The sequence below is a fragment of the Hylemonella sp. GW821-FHT10B10 genome, assembly GCF_059415585.1.
Genome location: NZ_JBWKNN010000004.1, coordinates 32,805 through 53,429 on the forward strand (window position 1 = coordinate 32,805; position 20,625 = coordinate 53,429).

General features: G+C 64.0%; 18 protein-coding genes. 5 read left to right on the forward strand and 13 right to left on the reverse strand.

Annotated elements, in window-relative coordinates:
- Positions 1-319 precede the first annotated feature (319 nt).
- The 4 genes from AC07NT_RS15935 (at position 320) to AC07NT_RS15950 (ending at position 5,535) form a co-directional block, all read left to right on the forward strand.
- On the forward strand, positions 320-3,220 hold the full coding sequence (locus AC07NT_RS15935; protein WP_498600162.1) for a ribonucleoside-diphosphate reductase subunit alpha: 2,901 nt from the start codon (positions 320-322) through the stop codon (positions 3,218-3,220).
- A 126-nt stretch (positions 3,221-3,346) separates the two neighbouring features.
- Positions 3,347-4,537 carry a ribonucleotide-diphosphate reductase subunit beta gene (locus AC07NT_RS15940; RefSeq protein ID WP_498600160.1) on the forward strand — a complete coding sequence of 397 codons (1,191 nt, stop codon included), beginning with the start codon at positions 3,347-3,349 and terminating at the stop codon, positions 4,535-4,537.
- Between the two features lie 173 nt (positions 4,538-4,710).
- On the forward strand, positions 4,711-5,139 hold the full coding sequence (locus AC07NT_RS15945) for a histone H1-like DNA-binding protein (RefSeq protein WP_498600158.1): 429 nt from the start codon (positions 4,711-4,713) through the stop codon (positions 5,137-5,139).
- 69 nt (positions 5,140-5,208) lie between these two features.
- Positions 5,209-5,535, forward strand: coding sequence for a DUF167 domain-containing protein (locus tag AC07NT_RS15950; protein ID WP_498600156.1), 327 nt, complete (start codon positions 5,209-5,211; stop codon positions 5,533-5,535).
- 8 nt (positions 5,536-5,543) lie between these two features.
- Here the strand turns inward: AC07NT_RS15950 and AC07NT_RS15955 are convergent, their stop codons facing one another.
- The 7 genes from AC07NT_RS15955 to AC07NT_RS15985 all read right to left on the reverse strand — a co-directional run bounded on the left by AC07NT_RS15955 (position 5,544) and on the right by AC07NT_RS15985 (position 11,544).
- The gene (locus tag AC07NT_RS15955; RefSeq protein ID WP_498600155.1) at positions 5,544-6,446 is read right to left on the reverse strand and encodes a carbohydrate kinase family protein; all 903 of its coding nucleotides are present in this window, start codon (positions 6,444-6,446) and stop codon (positions 5,544-5,546) included.
- A 17-nt stretch (positions 6,447-6,463) separates the two neighbouring features.
- Positions 6,464-7,435: a DUF3426 domain-containing protein gene (locus AC07NT_RS15960; protein WP_498600153.1), complete on the reverse strand. Its 972-nt coding sequence runs from the start codon at positions 7,433-7,435 to the stop codon at positions 6,464-6,466.
- Positions 7,436-7,489: 54 nt separating this feature from the next.
- A complete protein-coding gene (prmA, locus tag AC07NT_RS15965) occupies positions 7,490-8,386 on the reverse strand; it encodes a 50S ribosomal protein L11 methyltransferase (RefSeq protein WP_498600151.1) in 897 nt (298 codons plus the stop codon).
- Between the two features lie 103 nt (positions 8,387-8,489).
- A complete protein-coding gene (gene accC, locus AC07NT_RS15970; protein ID WP_498600150.1) occupies positions 8,490-9,839 on the reverse strand; it encodes an acetyl-CoA carboxylase biotin carboxylase subunit in 1,350 nt (449 codons plus the stop codon).
- Positions 9,840-9,850: 11 nt separating this feature from the next.
- On the reverse strand, positions 9,851-10,309 hold the full coding sequence (accB, locus tag AC07NT_RS15975) for an acetyl-CoA carboxylase biotin carboxyl carrier protein (RefSeq protein ID WP_498600149.1): 459 nt from the start codon (positions 10,307-10,309) through the stop codon (positions 9,851-9,853).
- Positions 10,310-10,436: 127 nt separating this feature from the next.
- A complete protein-coding gene (locus AC07NT_RS15980; RefSeq protein WP_498600148.1) occupies positions 10,437-10,982 on the reverse strand; it encodes a TlpA family protein disulfide reductase in 546 nt (181 codons plus the stop codon).
- Between the two features lie 7 nt (positions 10,983-10,989).
- Complete coding sequence (locus AC07NT_RS15985) at positions 10,990-11,544, reverse strand: hypothetical protein (protein WP_498600214.1); 555 nt, start codon at positions 11,542-11,544, stop codon at positions 10,990-10,992.
- Positions 11,545-11,640: 96 nt separating this feature from the next.
- Between AC07NT_RS15985 and mpl the strand changes: the two genes are divergently transcribed.
- On the forward strand, positions 11,641-13,032 hold the full coding sequence (mpl, locus tag AC07NT_RS15990; RefSeq protein ID WP_498600146.1) for a UDP-N-acetylmuramate:L-alanyl-gamma-D-glutamyl-meso-diaminopimelate ligase: 1,392 nt from the start codon (positions 11,641-11,643) through the stop codon (positions 13,030-13,032).
- A 21-nt stretch (positions 13,033-13,053) separates the two neighbouring features.
- Here mpl and AC07NT_RS15995 read toward each other — a convergent pair whose 3' ends face one another.
- From AC07NT_RS15995 to AC07NT_RS16020, 6 genes are all read right to left on the reverse strand, one after another.
- Positions 13,054-14,181, reverse strand: coding sequence for a 3-deoxy-7-phosphoheptulonate synthase (locus AC07NT_RS15995; RefSeq protein ID WP_498600144.1), 1,128 nt, complete (start codon positions 14,179-14,181; stop codon positions 13,054-13,056).
- A gap of 220 nt (positions 14,182-14,401) precedes the next feature.
- Entirely contained in the window at positions 14,402-15,862 is a 1,461-nt protein-coding gene (tldD, locus tag AC07NT_RS16000; protein ID WP_498600142.1) for a metalloprotease TldD, read from the reverse strand.
- 44 nt (positions 15,863-15,906) lie between these two features.
- Positions 15,907-16,797: an NAD(P)-dependent oxidoreductase gene (locus AC07NT_RS16005; RefSeq protein ID WP_498600141.1), complete on the reverse strand. Its 891-nt coding sequence runs from the start codon at positions 16,795-16,797 to the stop codon at positions 15,907-15,909.
- 58 nt (positions 16,798-16,855) lie between these two features.
- Positions 16,856-18,010 carry a rod shape-determining protein RodA gene (rodA, locus tag AC07NT_RS16010; protein WP_498600140.1) on the reverse strand — a complete coding sequence of 385 codons (1,155 nt, stop codon included), beginning with the start codon at positions 18,008-18,010 and terminating at the stop codon, positions 16,856-16,858.
- Positions 18,011-18,048: 38 nt separating this feature from the next.
- Positions 18,049-19,875 carry a sensor histidine kinase gene (locus AC07NT_RS16015; protein ID WP_498600138.1) on the reverse strand — a complete coding sequence of 609 codons (1,827 nt, stop codon included), beginning with the start codon at positions 19,873-19,875 and terminating at the stop codon, positions 18,049-18,051.
- 3 nt (positions 19,876-19,878) lie between these two features.
- Positions 19,879-20,580 (reverse strand): response regulator transcription factor, encoded by a 702-nt coding sequence (locus tag AC07NT_RS16020; protein ID WP_498600137.1) that lies wholly within the window; start codon positions 20,578-20,580, stop codon positions 19,879-19,881.
- Between the last annotated feature and the right edge of the window lie 45 nt (positions 20,581-20,625).

Below are 20,625 nucleotides of genomic sequence, written 5' to 3' on the forward strand. Positions count from 1 at the left end.
GCACGTCCACATGCGGCCCATGCGGCCAAATGCCTTGGAAGGCCGCATGCGTTCTTGTTTTTCATGCGCATGTGCACGCCTTTCAAGGGCTGCGCTACGGTTCTCTTCGCTGCAAGCAATGGCATGCCCGGCGTACTTTTTTATGCACCTTGTCGAGGGAAACGTATCGGCGGCGCTACACTACCGGTAGTGGCTTGTAATCGCAGTTGACCCCATATATAGTGTTTTCTGCTGCAACGCACACCCTGCGAAATGCACCCGCAAGCCGGACCAAAAGCCGAACAGAACCAACAACAGATTTGCTGACGACGAGGAAATAATGCAAACAGCCTTGAACCCCGCCACCCCCGCCCTGCACACCGGTGTCCTGACCATGCAAACCCAGGAAAACACGGCCGCCACGCCACTCAATAATTACCAGATCATCCGCCGCAATGGCGCCGTCGTGCCCTTCGAGCCGAGCAAGATCGCCGTGGCCATGATGAAAGCCTTCCTGGCCGTGCACGGCACCCAGGGGGCGGCCTCCGCCAGCGTGCGCGAGGTGGTGGATGCCCTGACGCAGAACGTGGTGCGCGCGCTCATGCGCTCGCGCCCGGGCGGCGGCACCTTCCATATAGAAGACGTGCAAGACCAGGTCGAACTGGGTCTGATGCGCGGCGGCCACCACGAGATCGCCCGCGCCTACGTGCTCTACCGCGAGCGCCGCACCCAGGAGCGCGCGCAGCAATCCGCCCAGGCTACGCCGAAAGCCCCTTTGCTGCACGTGCTCGATGGCAACCAGCGCGTTGCGCTGGACCTGGGCCGCTTGCAGCAACTGATCGAGAATGCCTGCGCCGGACTGGGCGCTGACATCAAGCCCGATCCCATCATGGCTGAGACCATGCGCAATCTGTACGACGGCGTGCCGATCGACGAGGTCTACAAGGCCTCCATCCTGGCCGCCCGTACCCTGATCGAAAAAGACCCGGACTACACCTACGCCACCGCGCGCCTGCTGTTCCACACCATCGCCCGCGAAGTGCTGGGCCGTGACGTGCCCCAAGCCGGCATGGGCCAGGCCTATGCCGACTATTTCCCCGACTTCATCAAGAAGGGCGTGGACAACGAGCTGCTGAACCCGGACATGCTGCAGTTCGACCTCAAGCGCCTGGGCGCCGCGCTCAAGGCCGATCGCGACCTGCAATTCGACTACCTGGGCCTGCAGACCCTGTACGACCGCTATTTCCTGCACGTGCGCAAGAGCCGTATCGAGCTGCCGCAAGCCTTCTTCATGCGCGTGGCCATGGGCCTCTCGCTGGGCGAGATCGACCGCGAGGCGCGTGCCATCGAGTTCTATGAAGTACTGTCCTCCTTCGACTTCATGTCCTCCACGCCCACGCTGTTCAATGCGGGCACCCTGCGCTCGCAGCTCTCCAGCTGCTACCTGACCACGGTGCCGGACGACCTGGACGGCATCTACGAATCCATCAAGGAAAACGCCCTGCTGTCCAAGTTTGCCGGCGGCCTGGGCAACGACTGGACTCGCGTGCGCGCCCTGGGTTCCCATATCAAGGGCACCAACGGCGAGTCGCAGGGCGTCGTGCCTTTCCTCAAGGTGGTCAACGACACGGCCGTGGCGGTGAACCAGGGCGGCAAGCGCAAGGGCGCGGTCTGCACCTACCTGGAAACCTGGCACCTGGACATCGAAGAGTTCCTGGAACTGCGCAAGAACACCGGCGACGACCGCCGCCGTACGCACGACATGAACACGGCCAACTGGATCCCCGACCTCTTCATGCGCCGCGTGATGGAAAAGGGCGAGTGGACCCTGTTCTCGCCCTCCGACGTGCCGGACCTGCACGACCTGTTCGGCACCGCCTTTGAGAAGGCCTATGTGGTCTACGAAGAAAAAGCCAAGCGTGGCGAGATCAAGCCCAGCAAGACGGTGCCGGCCACCGACCTTTGGCGCAAGATGCTCTCGATGCTGTTCGAGACTGGCCACCCCTGGATCACCTTCAAGGACGCCTGCAATGTGCGCTCGCCCCAGCAGCATGCCGGCGTGGTCCACTCCTCCAACCTGTGCACGGAAATCACGCTCAACACCAGCGATACCGAAACCGCCGTCTGCAACCTGGGCTCGGTCAACCTGCGCCAGCACCTGAAGAACGGTGCCATTGACCAGGAGAAGCTGAAGAAGACCGTGTCCACCGCCATGCGCATGCTGGACAACGTGATCGACATCAACTACTACGCTGTCAAGAAGGCGCGTGACTCCAACCTGCGCCACCGCCCCGTGGGCCTGGGCATCATGGGTTTCCAGGACGCGCTGTACGAACTGCGCATCCCCTACGCCAGCCAGGCCGCTGTGGAATTCGCCGACCAGTCCATGGAAGCCGTCTGCTACCACGCCTACTGGGCCTCGACCGAACTGGCCCGCGAGCGCGGCCAGTACTCCAGCTACAAGGGCTCGCTGTGGGATCAGGGCATCCTGCCGCTGGACACCCTGGACCTGCTGACCCAGGCCCGCGGTGGTTATGTGGAAGTGGACCGCTCCGCCACCCTGGACTGGGAAGCCCTTCGCAAGAAGATCGCCCGTGACGGCATGCGCAACTCCAACTGCGTGGCCATCGCACCGACCGCGACGATCTCCAACATCATCGGTGTGGACGCCTCGATCGAGCCCTGCTTCGGCAACCTCTCGGTCAAGTCCAACCTGTCGGGCGAGTTCACCGTGATCAACAGCTACCTGGTACGCGACCTCAAGCGTCTGGGCCTGTGGGACGACGTGATGGTCATGGACCTCAAGCATTTCGACGGCTCGCTGGCCCCGATCGACCGCGTGCCGCAGGAGGTCAAGGCCCTGTACGCCACAGCCTTCGAAGTCGAAACGCTCTGGCTGGTGGAGGCAGCGGCTCGTCGCCAGAAGTGGATCGACCAGGCCCAGTCGCTCAACATCTACATGGCCGGCGCTTCCGGCAAGAAGCTGGACGATACCTACAAGCTGGCCTGGCTGCGCGGCCTCAAGACCACCTACTACCTGCGCACGATGTCGGCCACGCATGCCGAGAAGTCCACCGTGACAGCCGGCCGTCTCAATGCGGTCTCCTCCGGCGGCGCAGCGAGCGGCGGCATGAGCGCGCTTGAAGCAGCAGCGGCTGCAGCGCAAGCACAGATGGCCACGGCAGCGACCGACATCAAGTTCTGCGCGATCGACGACCCGGGCTGCGAAGCCTGCCAGTGATCACACCGGACTGTCGCGGCAGCTTCATGCTTGCGATGTTATTGAGCAACAAAAATAAGCGGCGATGTGAATGAATACTTTCCATTTCACGTCGTCGCTCTCATAATCCGCTGATTGGAACCTCTTATGTTGTCCTGGGACGAAGAAGTCAAGCCCACATCGTCAATGTCTTATGCCGGCGCTGCCACCAGCAGTCGCCCGACTGAGCTTCCCTTGCAAACGCCTCAGCTGCGTACCGCGCAGCACACGGCAGCGCCGGTCGCTGCCGCTCCTGCCGTCAGCGCGGCGGCGGCCGCCACGCATCGCATCAAGGCCGCCGACAAACGCATCATCAACGGCCAGACCGACGTCAACCAGCTGGTGCCCTTCAAGTACAAATGGGCCTGGGAAAAGTATCTGGCCACCTGCGCCAACCACTGGATGCCGCAGGAAGTGAACATGAACCGCGACATCGCCCTGTGGAAAGACCCGAACGGTCTGACCGAGGACGAGCGCCGCATCGTCAAGCGCAACCTCGGCTTCTTCGTGACCGCCGACTCGCTGGCCGCCAACAACATCGTGCTGGGCACCTACCGCCACATCACGGCCCCTGAATGCCGCCAGTTCCTGCTGCGCCAGGCCTTTGAAGAGGCCATCCACACCCACGCCTACCAGTACATCGTGGAATCGCTGGGCCTGGATGAGTCCGAGATATTCAACGCCTACCTGGAAGTCCAGTCCATCCGCGACAAGGACGAGTTCCTGCTCCCGTTCATCAACGCGATCATGGACCCCAACTTCCACACCGGCACGCTGGAAACCGACCAGACGCTGCTCAAGAGCCTGATCGTCTTTGCCTGCCTGATGGAAGGCCTGTTCTTCTACGTCGGCTTCACCCAGATCCTGGCCTTGGGCCGCCAGAACAAGATGACCGGTGCCGCCGAGCAGTACCAGTACATCCTGCGCGACGAGTCCATGCACTGCAACTTCGGCATCGACCTGATCAACACGATCAAGCTGGAGAACCCGCAGTTGTGGACGCCTGAGTTCAAGGCCGAGATCAAGACCCTGTTCGAGAAGGCCGTCGAGCTCGAATACCGCTACGCCGAGGACACCATGCCGCGCGGCGTGCTGGGCATGAATGCATCCATGTTCAAGGGCTACCTGCGTTACATCGCCAACCGGCGTGCCACGCAGATCGGCCTGGAGGCCCTGTTCCCCAATGAAGAAAATCCCTTCCCCTGGATGAGCGAGATGATCGACCTGAAGAAGGAACGCAACTTCTTCGAAACCCGCGTCATCGAGTACCAGTCCGGTGGCGCGCTGTCCTGGGACTGAAAAATCAATCTATGGCTACCAGAATCACACAGACTGTCTACCGCTCCGCAGAGAGCGGCGCCAGCCTGTGTCACCCCGTTCATGGCGTTGGGGTCCGCCCCAGCCTCATGAATCGCTTCGTGCATCCAACACGCATGAAGTGCTCTTTGTAACTTGATCAAGGAGAATTAGTAATGGCAACTGCAAAAAAAGCGGCTAAAAAGGCCCCCGCGAAGAAGAAGGTAGCAGCAAAGAAGGCTCCGGCCCGTAAAGCTGCAGCGAAGAAGGCTCCGGCCAAGAAGGCCGCTGCCAAGAAGGCTCCGGCCAAGAAGGCCGCGGCTAAGAAGCCGGCTGCGAAGAAGTCCGCAGCGAAGAAGCCGGCAGCCAAAAAGGCTGCTGCCAAGAAGCCCGCCGCCAAGAAGGCTGCGAAAAAGAAGGTAGCCAAGAAGGCTGCCAAGAAGCCGGCTGCGAAAAAGCCTGCTGCCAAGAAGGCTGCGAAAAAGCCTGCGAAGAAAAAGGCCGCTGCGAAGCCTGCTGCTGCCCCGGCCCCCGCGGCTCCTGTGGCTCAGACGACTCTGAACCCGCAGGCCGCATGGCCCTTCCCCACGGCCAGCCGTCCTTAAGACTGCTGAGGCCTCAAGCCCGTTGCCTGCAAAGGCAGCGGGCTTTTTCATTGCACGCCTGAAACCCTGATGAGCACCCTCCTGCCCGCCCTGCCCTTCCTGCACACACAGAACGACGGCAGCGTATTGATCGACGTGCACGTGATGCCCAATGCGGCGAAGACGCAGGCCCACGGCCTGCATGACGGCGCCCTGCGCTTGCGCCTGCATGCGCCGCCCGTGGATGGCAAGGCCAATCTGGCTCTGCAAGCCTGGTTGGCCAAGACACTGGGCATCCCGAAATCGGCGGTAGAGCTGGTGCGTGGTGCCAGTGCCAGGCGCAAGCAGCTGTGCGTGGGTGCCGCTTATGTCGGACAGGCCCGCTGGCAGGGCCTGAAACCCCTGCCTGAGGCCTGAGCCCGCCCTCAGGCGCCGAAAGCCTGAGGCGAGACAGTGTAGTTCTGTGGGCCGCGGTGCGCGATCTTGTGCGAGCCCATGCGGTTGCCGAGTTCGGCGGCCTTGGCGAGCGACCAGCCACGCTCCAAGCCGTAGAGCAGGCCACCGCGGTAGGCGTCGCCACACCCCGTGGGGTCGACCACGGCTGCCGCCGGTACCGGCGGCACCAGAGTCTTGTGGCCCTCGACCCAGACTTCGCTGCCTTCATGGCCCAGCGTGATGACCAGGCCCCGCACCTTGCGAGAGATCTCGGCGGGGCTCCAGCCCGTGCGCTCGCACAGCATCTTGCCCTCGTAGTCGTTCACTGTGACCCAGCTGGCGAGATCAACAAAGTGCGCCAGGTCCTTGCCATCGAACATGGGCAGGCCCTGGCCCGGATCGAAGACAAAGGGAATGTCAGCGGCCTTGAACTGCTCGGCGTGCTGCAGCATGGCGTCGCGGCCGTCGGGCGAGATGATGCCGAGCTTCACATCAGGATGGCGCTCGATGCGGGTGACATGCGCCTGCATCATGGCGCCGGGATGGAACGCCGTGATCTGGTTGTTGTCGCGGTCCGTCATGATCAAGGCCTGGGCTGTGTAGGTCTCGGTGATCTCTTTGACGTGACGTGTGTCGATGCCCAACTCGCGCAGGCGCTGCACGTAACCAGCGCCATCATTGCCCACCGTCGCCATGGGCAGGGGTGCGCCGCCCAGCGCCTTGAGGGCATAAGCGATATTGCCGGCGCAGCCGCCGAAGTCACGGCGCAAGGTGGGCACGAGAAAGGACACATTGAGGATGTGCAGCTGGTCGGGCAGGATCTGCTCGGCGAAGCGGCCCTCGAAGTTCATGATGGTGTCGAAGGCCAGGGAGCCGCAGATGAGAGTAGCCATGGAGTTTTCTTGAAGGTTCAGGGGTAAAAGGCAAGCAGGCGGTAGCCGGCGACGCGCTCGCCGCTGCCGTTGGTCTTGATGGTCAACACCAGGGTGGTCTGGGTCTCGGATGCAGCCGCGATCACACCCGACTTGACGCCAAGCTCCTCAGGCTGGAAGACACGCCGCATGAGCGCATGGTCCAGTGTGTCGGTCAGGGCCAGCTCGATGGCCGGCATGGCCAGATCGACGGGAGCATTGTTCTTGAGGGTCACGCTGAGGCGGTACAGGTCACCCTTGATTTTGCTGAAGGCCGAACTGTCGATCACCACCGACTCGATATCCCGCAGCGGCTCGATCTGGCAGTCCAGCAACAGACAGACCTCCTCGATCAGTGGCTTGAGCCCCGGCTCAACGACGGCCAGGCGGTCTCGCTCCTGCACCAGCAGCTGCAGCGCCAACCCCAGGACCAGCAGCAGACAGATCACCAGCAGGGTGGCACGCACCAGCGGCCTGTGCCAACGTGAAGGCCGCCGGGCGGTGCGCATGAAGGACAGTTCGGCCGTCGCCGCGGCCCGCGGTGCGGGTTCCGTCTCGGTCTCGAACACGGGGTCGGCGCGGCCCTCCGCGCCATAGGCCGCCCCCTCGGGCAAGAGCGTGGCATCGGAGCCCCTCGGTTCGATCACCGTATCGGCATGGGACTCATGCAGTTCCAGATCCACGTCGCTGACGACGGGCTGGGGCGTCTTGGGCGCAGCTTTTTTCCCCGTCTTCTTGTCAGCCTTGCGGGTATCGGCCGCCATGGCGGCAGCCAGGGCCCCTTCGAAAGGGGCGACGTCCTGGGCCGGCGTGTCGCTAGCAGGCACCACCACCTCCTGCTGCATATGGGCCGAGGCGTCAAAGATCTCCTCGCACTTGCCGCAACGGACCCAGCCCTCGGAGATGCGCAGCTGGTCTGGAACGACCTTGAACATCGTCCGGCAGGCAGGGCAACGTGTGATCAGGCTCATGGGTGGCCCATTGTAGAGCCCGGAACCCGGAATCTCAGAGCCCGTCCGCGGCCTCTAGAGGGTGGCGGTCATCAGGATCCAGCCGTCCTCGGCATCGGCCACCTGCAGGGCCGCATAGGGTGCATAGGCCTGCTGAAGTTCCTGGGCCTGGCGCTCCAGGATGCCCGCCAGCACCAGGGCACCGCCTGCGGATCGCACGCGCGAACACAGCAGGGGCGCCAGCACCTTGAGCGGCGTGGCGAGGATATTGGCCAACACGGTCTGGTATTGGCCTTGCGCCAGCTCGGGCAGGCCGGCATTGAGTGTCACGCCGTTGGCTTCGGCATTGAGGCGCGTGGAGGCCACGGCCGCCTCGTCGATGTCCACGGCGTCTATGTCGCGGGCACCGAACTTGGCCGCGCCGATGGCCAGGATGCCCGAACCGCACCCATAGTCCAGCACACGACCCAGCCCGCCATCACGGTCCTGGGCATGGCGCGCGATCCAGCGCAGGCACATGCGGGTCGTCGGGTGGGTGCCAGTACCGAAGGCCAGGCCCGGATCGAGCCGGATGATGGTCTGGGCCTGCGCAGGGGGCTCGTGCCAGGTCGGTACGATCCAGAAATCGGGGGTGATCTCCACCGGCGCGAACTGCGATTGCGTCAGACGCACCCAGTCCTGCTCGGGCACCTCGGCCACACCCAGCATGCGGCAATCAGTGAAGAAGTCCTGGGCCTGCAACAATAGCGCTGCTTCTTCGGCGGCGGCACGGGTGGGGAACAAGGCCAGCACACGTGAACGCTGCCAGCCATCGGCTGGTGGTGGCATGCCAGGTTCGCCGAAAAGCGCCTGCTCGGCCTCGGTCTGGGCATCGGCATCCTCGACGCTGACACTCAGGGCATCCAGCGCATCCAGCGCATCGCCCAGGACCTCGACGCGGTCTTGCGGACAGAGCAAACGGAGTTCGTACATAAGGTGCCCAGGGGTTCAATCCGCGGGCTCCCGTGGAACCGGCTTCGCCGGGCCGCTGGGAGCGCCCCCTTTCAGGGGGAAGGCGCGTCAGCGCCTCAGGGGGTCATCTCTTGTGGTGCCGCATCCACTCTTCGAGGTAATGGATGTTGGTGCCACCCGTCATGAACTTGGCATCGGCCATCAGCTCGCGGTGCAAGGGGATGTTGGTGCTGATGCCCTCGACCAGGGTCTCGCCCAAAGCGGTGCTCATGCGGGCCATGGCCTGCTCACGCGTATCGCCGTGCACGATGATCTTGCCGACCATGGAATCATAGTTCGGCGGGACGAAGTAGTTGGTGTAGACGTGCGAATCCACGCGCACGCCCGGACCACCCGGTGCGTGCCACATGGTGATGCGACCTGGCGAGGGCGTGAACTTGTAGGGGTCTTCGGCGTTGATTCGACACTCGATCGCGTGGCCGCGGATCACGATGTCCTTCTGCGTGAAGGGCAGCTTCTCGCCGGCGGCAACCATGATCTGGGTCTTGACGATGTCCACACCCGTGATCATCTCGGTCACCGGGTGCTCAACCTGCACACGCGTGTTCATCTCGATGAAGTAGAACTCGCCGTTCTCATAAAGAAACTCGAAGGTGCCCGCACCACGGTAGCCGATCTTCTTGCAGGCGGCCACGCAGCGCTCGCCCACTTTCTCGATCAGCTTGCGCGGAATGCCCGGAGCGGGCGCTTCCTCGATGATCTTCTGGTGGCGCCGCTGCATGGAGCAGTCGCGCTCCCCCAGGTAGACGGCGTTCTTGTGCTTATCGGCCAGGATCTGGATCTCCACATGGCGCGGGTTCTCCAGGAACTTCTCCATGTAGACGGCCGGATTGTTGAAGGCCGCGCCGGCCTCGGCCTTGGTCATCTGCACTGCGTTGACCAGCGCCGCTTCGGTGTGCACCACACGCATGCCGCGCCCGCCGCCGCCGCCGGCGGCCTTGATGATGACCGGGTAGCCCACGCTCTTGGCGATGCGCTTGATCTGGGTCGGATCGTCGGGCAGCTCGCCCTCGGAGCCCGGCACGCAGGGCACGCCGGCCTTGATCATGGCCTGCTTAGCCGAAACCTTGTCGCCCATGATGCGGATGGACTCCGGTGTCGGACCGATGAACTGGAAGCCGCTTTGCTCCACACGCTCGGCAAAGTCGGCGTTCTCGCTGAGGAAGCCATAACCAGGGTGGATCGCCTCGGCATCCGTCACCTCGGCGGCCGAGATGATGGCCGGCATGCTGAGGTAGCTCTGGGCCGAAGGCGCCGGGCCGATGCAGACGGCCTCTTCGGCCAGCTTGACGTACTTGGCTTCGCGATCGGCTTCGGAATAGACCATCACCGCCTTGATACCCAGCTCGCGACAAGCGCGCTGGATCCGGAGGGCAATTTCCCCCCGATTGGCCACCAGAATCTTCTTGAACATGGGTGGCAGCCTTATTCGATGATGAACAGGGGCTGTCCGTATTCCACAGCCTGGCCGTTCTCGCAGAGGATCTGCGTCACGGTGCCGGCCTTGTCGGTCTCGATCTCGTTGAGGATCTTCATGGCCTCGATGATGCAGACGGTCTCGCCCTCCTTGACCGTCTGGCCCACTTCCACAAACGCCTTGGCGCCGGGAGAGGCAGAGCGGTAGAAAGTACCGACCATGGGCGACTTGACGACATGGCCACTGGCTGCCGGAGCGGCCACCGGGGCGGGCACCGCTGCCGGAGCGGCTGCAGGCGCCGCCGCGGCCACGGGAGCAGGCGCTGCGACCGGCATCTGATAGGCCTGGACCATGGCGGGACCGCCCTTGACGATGCGCACCTTGCCTTCAGCCTCGGTGATTTCCAGCTCCGACACGTTCGAATCAGACACCAGATCGATCAGGGTCTTGAGTTTTCGCAAATCCATGGGATCTCCAACGTCGTTATTCCATATGGCTCCAATTTAGAACAATTGGTAGCAATTTCCAGCCATCTACGGTGAACGCGATACGCCCGCTCATGGCCGGGCGCCATCATAAGCGATCTTGAGAGCGCTATTTCAGTTCACGCCAAAGCGCCAGATCGCGCTCTGAAAGCTTGCCTATCTTGCGATTCAGGATGTTTCCATCCGTCCCGACCAGCACCGTGAAGGGCAACCCACCAACCTGATTACCCAGGGTTTTGCTCAGTGCCAGGCCATCCATACCTGCCAGAACCACTGGAAAATCCAGAGGCTGGCGAGCCAGGAAGGTCTGCACCGGCGCCAGTTTGTCCACGGCAATTCCGAGAATTTGCCAACCTTTGGCGTTGTTTTCCCGGAAAAAGGCATTCAATAAAGGCAGCTCATCAATGCAGGGCGGGCACCAGGTGGCCCAGAAATTGAGCATCAAGGGCCGTCCGCGCAAGCTGGCCAACGCCAGCCGTGTGCCACCAGGCGTGTCGAATTCCAGGCCCCAGAATTCCTGCGCCAAGGCTGGATCAGGCGTAGCCGGCGTGTAACGCCACCAGGCCACTCCAGCACCGGCCAACCCCGCCGCGGCTGCAACCATGGCATACAGGGTGCGCCGACGACCAGGGGCCTTGTTACTATCTTGTTCCAAAAAAACCTCAATGCTTGTTTACTTCGCCCAAAAGACGACGTACGGCCGCCATATCACCGCGCGGTGTCCGATTCTTGTTGTCACGCAGCAGGGCGCCACGCAAGTCGTCCAAATCGTGGATCATCAAATGTACCCCGACCGTCTCGCCCAACTCGCGGCAAGGGGCATGGAAGCTCAAGGCCTCAACCGGCTCGCGGTGCAGGCCCGTCACAGTGCGCGGCTCATAGGCTACTTTCTGGTCAATCAGTTCGATCTCGGCCGATTTTTCGTCCTCGCAGAACAGCTGGAGATAGATATCTGACAGGCGCGTGGCCGTGCCGTGCCAAACGGCTCCGCTCAGATGCGGCCGGAAACGCTCCAACCGCTCCATCCAGAGCAAGGCCAGGCGACGCAGCGCCAGCAGTTCGGTCGGCTGGGTATCGGCGCAGAAGACCGCGATGTACTCGCGCACCGCATCTTCAACCTCGTCGTTGCCCGGCAAGGGGGTGCGCGGTGGCAGGCCAAGCTGGCGCAGGGCACGCCGTTTGGCCGGGCCGTACTCCAGCCCCTCTTCCACCACCATCTGGGCCGCCGCGGCGGCAATTTCCTGCGTATTCACGGCCGCCATTCTGCTCCTGCCGGCCACAAGAGCCTCGGAGGCTGCACCTAGAATCGCCCGATGCATATTCATATCCTCGGCATCTGCGGCACCTTCATGGGAGGACTGGCCGCCCTCGCCCGTGAAGCGGGCCACAAGGTCACCGGTTGCGACGCCGGCGTTTACCCGCCCATGAGCGACCAGCTGCGTGCTCTGGGCATTGATCTGATCGAGGGCTTCAGCGCCGAACAGATGGACTTGAAGCCTGATATGTACGTGGTCGGCAATGTCGTCAGCCGCGCGCGTACGGCCGACGGCAGTCCGAAATTCCCGCTGATGGAGGCCATCCTGGAAGCGGGTGCCTCCTACACCAGCGGGCCACAATGGCTGGCCGAGCACGTGCTGCAAGGTCGTCACGTGCTGGCCGTCGCCGGCACCCACGGCAAGACCACCACCACCTCCATACTGGCCTGGATCCTGGAGGCCGCCGGCAAGCAGCCGGGCTTCCTGGTGGGTGGCGTGCCCATGAATTTCGGCGTCTCGGCTCGGCTCGGTGCTCCTGCCGCAACTGGCCAACGCCCCCTGTTCGTGATCGAGGCAGACGAATACGACACAGCCTTCTTCGACAAGCGCAGCAAGTTCGTGCACTACCGGCCCCGCACTGCCGTGCTCAACAACCTCGAGTTCGACCACGCCGATATCTTCGACGACCTGGCCGCCATCGAACGCCAGTTCCACCACCTGGTGCGTACCGTGCCCGGCACGGGCCGGATCGTGGTCAACGGATTAGAGGAAAGCCTGGCACGTGTGCTGCATACCGGTTGCTGGAGCGAGGTGCGCAGCTTCGGTGCGACCGTCAGCGACTACAGCGCACGCGGCGAACCGCATGACTTCGAGGTGCTGCAGCAAGGGAAAGCCGTGGCACGCGTACAGTGGAAACTGACCGGCGTGCACAACCAGCTCAACGCACTGGCGGCCATCGCCGCCGCCGAGCATGTGGGTGTTGCACCCGAGGTGGCTGCGCGTGCACTGGCCGATTTCCAGAACGTGAAGCGCCGCATGGAAGTGCGCGGCACCGTCCACGACATCACCGTCTACGACGACTTTGCCCACCACCCCACGGCCATCCGCACCACACTGGACGGCCTGCGTCGCAAGGTCGGGGCCCAGGCCCGCATCCTGGCCATCTTCGAGCCGCGCAGCAACACCATGAAGCTCGGCACCATGAAGGCCCAGTTACCCTGGAGCCTGGAGGACGCCGACCTGGCCTTCTGCCACAGCGGTGGCCTGGGCTGGGACGCGCGCGAGGCCCTGGCCCTCATGGGTGCGCGTGCGCAGGTGGCTGACAGCATTGATGAACTGGTCCAACAGGTGATGGCCTCGGCCCGGCCGGGTGATCACCTGCTTTGCATGAGCAACGGCGGTTTTGGTGGCATCCACCAAAAACTGCTCGATGCACTACAAAAAACGTAGCATATCGAGCCATCGCGGCGTTCAGCGTGAGCGCCGGGCCTTGACCGCATCAGACAGGACCTGCAGGGCCTGGATGGAATCGTCCCAGCCCAGGCAGGCGTCGGTGATGCTCTTGCCGTATTCCAGCTTGCTGGCGTCATCCTTGCCCGGTGTGAATTTCTGGGCACCAGCGATCAGGTGGCTTTCGAGCATGACGCCGAAGATGGAACGTGAACCGCTCGAGACCTGGCCTGCGATGTCGCGCGCCACCTCAAGCTGCTTCTCGTGCTGCTTGCTGCTGTTGGCGTGGCTGCAATCCACCATCAATGTGGCGGGCAGCTTGGCGGCTTCCAGCTCCTTGCAGGACGCCGCCACGCTGGCCGCGTCATAGTTGGGTGCCTTGCCGCCGCGCAGGATGACGTGGCAGTCCTTGTTACCATTGGTCTGCACGATGGCAACCTTGCCGTTCTTGTGCACCGACAGGAAGTGGTGGCCACGCGCTGCTGCCTGGATGGCGTCGGTAGCGATGCGGATATTGCCGTCGGTCCCATTCTTGAAACCGATGGGCGCCGAGAGGCCCGAGGCCAGTTCTCGGTGCACCTGGCTTTCCGTTGTGCGCGCGCCGATGGCGCCCCAGGCGATCAGGTCGCCGATGTACTGCGGCGAGATCACGTCCAGGAACTCGCTGCCAGCGGGCAGGCCCAGGCGATTGATCTCGATCAGCAGCTGACGCGCGATGCGCAAGCCCTCGTCGATGCGATAGCTCTCATCGAGGTAGGGGTCGTTGATCAGGCCTTTCCAGCCCACGGTGGTACGCGGCTTCTCGAAGTACACACGCATCACGATCTCCAGCGTGTCCTTGTACTTCTCGCGTTGCTCCTTCAGGCGCCGCGCATATTCCACCGCAGCGGCCGGGTCATGGATGGAACAGGGGCCGATGATGACCAGCAGGCGGTCGTCCTTGCCGGCCATGATGTTGTGAATGGCGTGACGCGTGTGGGAGATCAGGCTCTCCACGGGCGTGCCGCTGATGGGGAAAAAGCGGATGAGGTGTTCGGGCGGAGGCAACACGGTGATGTCCTTGATGCGTTGATCGTCGGTGCGGCTGGTCTTGTCACCGGGATACGCATACCAGGCGTCGGCGCCGGTCGCGGGGGTTTGAGCAGTCATCGTGTTACTCCTGGAGTTGGGCTTGAATGGGTGGACGGACAAAAAAAAACCGCCGGCTGGGCCGGCGGTTTTGGAATTCTTGACGTTTCTACTGGGTACGCTCAGAACTCTCTCTCGCCGGCGGCGTGTGAGAACCAAAAGTAGCCAAAAAAATAGGAACGGGTCGAAACCATGGATTCAATATAGCACAGAAAAAAGCGCTGCCTGCCGCGCCCGGCCCTCAGGCCGTGCCCCCGACCGTCAGGCCATCGATGCGCAAGGTGGGCTGGCCCACACCGACCGGCACGCTCTGGCCTTCCTTGCCGCAGGTGCCCACGCCGCTGTCCAGGCGCATGTCGTTGCCGATCATGGTCACGCGGGTCAGGGCATCTGGGCCGTTGCCCACCAGGGTCGCGCCCTTGACCGGGTAGAGGATCTTGCCGTTCTCGACCCAGTAAGCCTCGCTGGCCGAGAACACGAACTTGCCCGAGGTGATGTCGACCTGGCCACCACCGAAATTAGGCGCATACAGGCCACGCTCGATGCTGGCCACGATCTCTTCCGGTGCCTTGTCGCCGCCTAGCATATAGGTGTTGGTCATGCGCGGCATCGGGATGTGGGCGTAGCTCTCGCGCCGGCCGTTGCCGGTGGGGCCGGTCTTCATCAGGCGGGCGTTCAGGGAATCCTGGATGTAGCCCTTGAGGATGCCGTCCTCGATCAGCACATTGCGCTGGGTCGGGTTGCCCTCGTCGTCCACATTGAGCGAACCGCGCCGGTCGGCGATGGTGCCGTCGTCCAGCACGGTCACGCCCTTGGCAGCCACACGCTGGCCAATGCGGCCGGCAAAGGCGCTGGAACCCTTGCGGTTGAAATCACCCTCCAGGCCGTGGCCAATGGCCTCGTGCAGCAGCACGCCGGGCCAGCCCGGGCCGAGCACCACGGTCATGTCACCCGCCGGAGCGGGGCGCGACTCGAGGTTGGTCAGCGCGGCATTGACCGCCTCATCCACGTACTGGCGGATCATGGCGTCGTCGAAATAGGCTAGGCCGAAGCGGCCTCCGCCGCCGGAGGAACCCATCTCGCGCCGGCCGCCCTGTTCGGCGATCACGGTCACGCTCAAACGAACCAGGGGGCGCACATCGGCGGCCAGTGTGCCGTCGGCACGGGCCACCAGCACCACGTCGTATTCGCCGGCCAGGCCGGCCATGACCTGCGCCACGCGTGGGTCCTTGGCACGGGCCAGCTTCTCCACTTTTTCCAGCAGAGCCACTTTGGCCGTGCTGTCCAGGGTGGCGATGGGATCTGTGCCCGGGTAGAGCGAGCGCGAGCCCGCAATCTTCTGGGCCGCCGCCTTCACTCGGGCCGACTGGCCAGCATTGGCGATGGTGCGCACGGTGCGGGCCGCGTCCAGCAGGGAGGCCTCGGAAATGTCGTCGGAATAGGCGAAGGCGGTTTTCTCGCCACTGACGGCGCGCACGCCCACACCCTGGTCGATGCTGAAGGAACCGGTCTTGACGATGCCCTCTTCCAGGCTCCAGCCTTCGCTGCGTGTGTACTGGAAGTAGAGATCGGCGTCGTCCACCTTGTGCGCACGGATCTCGGACAGGGCGCGCAACAGGTGCGACTCGTCCAGGCCGAAAGGCGTGAGCAGGAGTTCGCGGGCAATCGCCAGACGTTCGAGGGTGGGTTCGCGTGAAATCATGGGCCCATTGTAGGACGGGCCCTTCCCCAGCAGGGGTGTAGGGGCTAGGCCTGGTCTTCCAGCCAGCGCAGCAGGGCCGCGTCGTCCAGGTCGGCCAGACCGGCGGCACTGGCTTGGGCAAAGACAGCGGCCGCCGTCGCTCCCAACGGCCCGGCAAAGCCCGCGGTCCGGGCCGCCGCCACCGCCAGTCGGGTGTCCTTTTCCAGCAGGGTCATGTGGGCGCGCGGTGCGTAGTCCCCGGCGATGGCCCGGCGCATGCGGTCCGAGCCGATCCAGCTCTGGCCGCTGGACTGCTCGATCACGTCCAGCGTGCGCCCCAGGTTCAGGCCCATGGCGCGCGCCATGGCCAGTACCTCGGCGGCACCTACCAGGTTGATGCCGGCGGCCAGATTGTTGACCAGCTTGGTGCGCGCGCCGTCACCCACACGTTCACTGACGCGGAAGATGCGCGAGGACAACGCCGACAGTAGCGGATCAAAGCGGGCCAGGAGTTCCTCCCGTCCGGCCAGCATCAGGCTCATGCTGCCGTCCCGCGCCCGGGCCGGGCCACCGGACATGGGAGCGTCCAGCACCTCGATGCCATGCCGGGCCAGTCGCCCGGCCAGGGACTCGGTATCTTGCGGGGCGATGGTCGGGCACAACATCACCATGCCACCGGGCGGCATGGCCCCGGCCAATCCCTGAGGACCGAACAGCACCTGTTCACACTGCGCAGCGTCGACCACGCAGACGATCGCCGCCGCACAGCCCTGCGCAGCCAGCGCCGGGCTGGCGTGGGCTGTGGCGCCGGCCTCGACCAACGCAGCCTGCTTCTGCGAGTCGATGTCGTGCACCTGCACCGGCCAGCCCTGGGCCAGCAGGCGCGCCGCCATGGCGCCGCCCATATTGCCGACACCCACCACGGCCACGGGGTAAGGGGCCAGCAGCTGCGTCACTGAAATAGCTCCGTGCCGTGTACTGCGGTGCGAGCGCATGCGGGCGGCCGGGCAGCGCTCATGACTGGATCAGGCGCTTGGACTTGGCGATGGACATCAGCATGCCCAGGCCCAGGCCCAGGGTCACCATGGCGGTTCCACCATAGCTGATGAAAGGCAAGGGCACACCCACCACCGGCAGGATGCCGCTGACCATGCCCATGTTGACGAAGGCATAGGTGAAGAAGATGGTGGTGATGGCGCCAGCCAGCAGGCGCGCAAACAGCGTGGGCGCCTCCAGCGCGATGGCCAGGCTGCGCAGCACGAGGAAAAGAAAGGCACCGATCAGGATCAGGTTGCCCAGCAGGCCGAACTCCTCGGAATACGCGGCGAAGATGAAGTCCGTGGTGCGCTCGGGAATGAACTCCAGATGGGTCTGCGTGCCCTGCATGTAGCCCTTGCCCAGCACACCACCCGAACCGATGGCGATCATGCCCTGGATGATGTGGAAGCCCTTGCCCAGCGGGTCTCGCCAGGGGTCGAGCAGGGTGCAGATGCGCTGCTGCTGGTAATCGTGCAGCACAGGCCAGCGCACGCCCGAAGCGCACAGATCGTTCTCGAAGACGATCAGCAGCAGGACCGCCAGCAGCCCCAGCAGGACGGGCGGCACGATCAGCTTCCAGCTCAGACCGGCAAAGAAGATGACCGAGATTCCGGCGGCCAGCACCAGCAGGGCCGTGCCCAGATCCGGCTGCTTGATGATCAGGCCGATCGGCACCAGCAGCAGCAGGCCCGCCACCAGGAAGTCCAGCGGACGCAACTGGCCCTCGCGTTTCTGGAACCACCAGGCCAGCATCAGCGGCACGGCGATCTTGAGGATCTCGCTGGGCTGGATCACCACCCCTACATTGATCCAGCGCTTGGCGCCTTTTTTCGTGACGCCGAAGATGGCCACGGCGATCAGCAGAGTCACACCCAGCACGTACAGCGGCACGGCAAAACTCATGAGGCGCTGGGGCGGCACCTGGGCCACCACAAACATGATGGCCCCGGCGATCAGCATATTGCGGCCATGATCGATAAAACGCGTACCGTGGTCGTAGCCCGAGGAGTACATGGTCAGCAGGCCCAGGCCGGCCAGCATGAACACGGCAAAGGCCAGGGGGCCATCGAAACCCTGGAACCAGGGCAAAACACGCTGCAGCAGGGTGGGACGTTCAAAGATGACCGGCATGGCGCGCATTATCCCGCCATTGCGGAAAGGCCGGCCGATCAGGAGATCAGGATTTCCACCACGGTCTGACCGGGCTCGCTGCTCACATTCAGCCCCACCCCGATGGCCGCAGCACGTTCGCGCAGCGAGGCCAGGCCCTTGCGCTGTACCTGCTCGGGGGCAAAACCGCGGCCGTTGTCGATCACGCGCAACCGGGCGCCGCCGTCAGGACAGGCGCGCAGCTCGATGCGCAGCTCGCTGGCCTGCGCATGCTGCAGCACATTGGACAGGGCTTCAAAGATCATGAATTGCAGCTGGCGCATGGCCTTGCCATCCAGGCGGGCCAGCGGCGGCAGCAGGTCCACCTCCCAGGCCAGCGCGATGTCCGAGGCCTTGAAACGCGGCTCCAGCCGGTAGCGCAGATTCGCCAGCAGGGTGGTAAGGTCACCAGGCGGCAGGTTCATGGCATCGATGGACAGTTTGAGCTGGTCCAGCGAATCCCGCAGGGTCTGCAGCAGGTCCTCGTCCGTGGCCTTGCCCGATTGCAGTTGACGGATGGCCGCACTGATGTGCGAGCCCACGCCATCGTGCATGTCGCGCAGGATGCGCGTGCGCTCCGCCGCCCGCTCCTGCTCACGCGCCAGCTGTTCGAGCTGCCGGTAGCTGCTGGCCAGCGCCTGTTCCTTCTCCTGGACCTTGGCCGCCATGTTGTCCATCAGATCGCGCGCCTGGGTGCTGGCCTCGCGAAAACGCGTGATCACGATGTAGCCCAGCGCCAGACCGAACAGCACCGACGAATAGCGCATCCAGGAGATCTCGGCAAAGTTGCTGCTGGCGCGGATCACGATCCAGTCGCGAAAACCCACCAGCACGTTGAACACGCCGGCGGTCGCCACCAGCACGTGCTCGGTGGTCGGCTTGCGTACCGAGCCCCAGAAATAGACCGCGGCGTAACCGATGAAAAGGAAGGTGGCAAAGCCGTACCAACCGGTCAGGTAGACGTCGTTGTGCCGGGTGTAGGCGAGCCAGGCGGCCGGTGCGGCCGTCAGCATCAGTGCCCACACCACGGCGCGCACCCAGCGCATGGAAGCGTGCCGGTGCCAGCCCGCCACGTAGTGGCAGAACAGGGCGGAGCCGCAGAACCATCCGGCATAGGCCAGGGTCTGCAGCACACCCCAGCCCGGCCAGACCAGCGGCGGGTCGGTCAGGGCCGTATCTGACAGGCGCAGCATCCAGCACATCTCGGCCACACCGGCGCTCAGGTACAGGCCCACGCGCCGGGGCGCCCCACCCGGCACAGGCTCGACCTGCGTCACCCAGAGCAGCAGCGCGATGACCCCCACCACCAGACTGAAGACCGATACCGCGATGGAACCATTGACCAGCCAGCGGTAGGTCGAGTGGTAATGCTCGCGCACCTCGACCTCCGGGCCCACCAGCATGCTGGAAAGCCCACCGCGCCGCCCGCCATCCGCGTGCACGATGACGCGAAACAGGTTGTCGCGCTGCAGCAGCTGGGCCGGGATCAGAACGTACTGCGGGGCTTTGGCATAGTCCTCGCGATTGGAGCGGTCCAGATCGCCGAAACGCGAAAGCAGCACGCCGTTGAGCCAGATCTCGGCGCGGTTGCCCAGGCGCGAAAAATACACGGCATAGGGCTCGGCCGGAGGCAGCGCAAGCTGCAGCGGGATTTCGAATACCGCCATCCCGGATTGCCCGCCATGCTGGCGGTCCCAGTTGTAGGGCAGGCCGGCGTCTCGCTCGGCCATATCGCCATCGACCACGGTGCTCACGTGCGCGCGCCGCAACTCCAGCAGCTCCGCCTGCGCCAGCGGCAGCAGGCCCCACAACAGCAGCGACAGCCCCAGCACGCGCAACATCACCATGCCTCAGACCCTCGGTGGCAGCAGGCCCAGACGCGAAGCTTCGAAGACGGCCTCGTTCTTGGAATGCACGGAAAGCTTGGAATACAGGTTCTTGATGTGGGTCTGCACCGTGTGCACGCTGACCGATTGCAGGCGGGCAATCTCGGCATAGGAGAAACCCCGCGCGATCAGCATCAGCACCTCGTGCTCTCGAGGTGACAGCAGCGGCCCTTCGGCAGGGGGTTTGGCGGGCGCCACCGGCTCAGGCGCAGCCGCAATCTCGCCCGGGCGGGCACGGCTGGCGTACTTGGCCAGCACCTTGCGCGCGATCATGGGCGAGATCGGCGAAGCCCCGTCCTTCATCTCAAGGATGGTCTGGGCGATGTCGTCCGGCGCGGAGTCCTTGTGGATATAGCCCAGGGCGCCAGCCTCGATGCTGGCCAGCACATTGTCTTCGTCACCGAACAGGGAAATCACCAGGGGTTCACAGCGCGGATGCAGACGTGTGGCGTGGCGTATGACTTCCAGCCCGCTGCCATCGGGCAGGCCCAGGTCGGTCAGCAGCACGTCCACCATATTGGCGTCATTGTCCAGCCAGGCCCGGGCTTCGCCCACGGATCCCACGGCTCCCACCAGTTGCAGGCCCGCGCAGCGCGAAACGCTGGCTGCGAAAAAGTCCCGCATCTGCGCATCGTCTTCCACCACCAATACACGCCACACTTGCATAGTCCTGCCACTCTCTCCACTCTCATTACAGACCATCAGAGCATA

Bases quoted from the DNA above. Each gene is read 5' to 3' on its own strand.
- AC07NT_RS15935 (WP_498600162.1), top strand. From the start codon at position 320: ATGCAAACAGCCTTGAACCCCGCCACCCCCGCCCTGCACACCGGTGTC.
- AC07NT_RS16015 (WP_498600138.1), bottom strand. From the start codon at position 19,875: ATGGTGATGTTGCGCGTGCTGGGGCTGTCGCTGCTGTTGTGGGGCCTG.
- accB (WP_498600149.1), bottom strand. From the start codon at position 10,309: ATGGATTTGCGAAAACTCAAGACCCTGATCGATCTGGTGTCTGATTCG.
- AC07NT_RS15950 (WP_498600156.1), top strand. From the start codon at position 5,209: ATGAGCACCCTCCTGCCCGCCCTGCCCTTCCTGCACACACAGAACGAC.
- AC07NT_RS15985 (WP_498600214.1), bottom strand. From the start codon at position 11,544: ATGGTGGTGGAAGAGGGGCTGGAGTACGGCCCGGCCAAACGGCGTGCC.
- mpl (WP_498600146.1), top strand. From the start codon at position 11,641: ATGCATATTCATATCCTCGGCATCTGCGGCACCTTCATGGGAGGACTG.
- AC07NT_RS15940 (WP_498600160.1), top strand. From the start codon at position 3,347: ATGTTGTCCTGGGACGAAGAAGTCAAGCCCACATCGTCAATGTCTTAT.
- AC07NT_RS16020 (WP_498600137.1), bottom strand. From the start codon at position 20,580: ATGCAAGTGTGGCGTGTATTGGTGGTGGAAGACGATGCGCAGATGCGG.
- tldD (WP_498600142.1), bottom strand. From the start codon at position 15,862: ATGATTTCACGCGAACCCACCCTCGAACGTCTGGCGATTGCCCGCGAA.
- accC (WP_498600150.1), bottom strand. From the start codon at position 9,839: ATGTTCAAGAAGATTCTGGTGGCCAATCGGGGGGAAATTGCCCTCCGG.
- prmA (WP_498600151.1), bottom strand. From the start codon at position 8,386: ATGTACGAACTCCGTTTGCTCTGTCCGCAAGACCGCGTCGAGGTCCTG.
- AC07NT_RS15995 (WP_498600144.1), bottom strand. From the start codon at position 14,181: ATGACTGCTCAAACCCCCGCGACCGGCGCCGACGCCTGGTATGCGTAT.
- AC07NT_RS15955 (WP_498600155.1), bottom strand. From the start codon at position 6,446: ATGGCTACTCTCATCTGCGGCTCCCTGGCCTTCGACACCATCATGAAC.
- rodA (WP_498600140.1), bottom strand. From the start codon at position 18,010: ATGCCGGTCATCTTTGAACGTCCCACCCTGCTGCAGCGTGTTTTGCCC.
- AC07NT_RS15945 (WP_498600158.1), top strand. From the start codon at position 4,711: ATGGCAACTGCAAAAAAAGCGGCTAAAAAGGCCCCCGCGAAGAAGAAG.
- AC07NT_RS15960 (WP_498600153.1), bottom strand. From the start codon at position 7,435: ATGAGCCTGATCACACGTTGCCCTGCCTGCCGGACGATGTTCAAGGTC.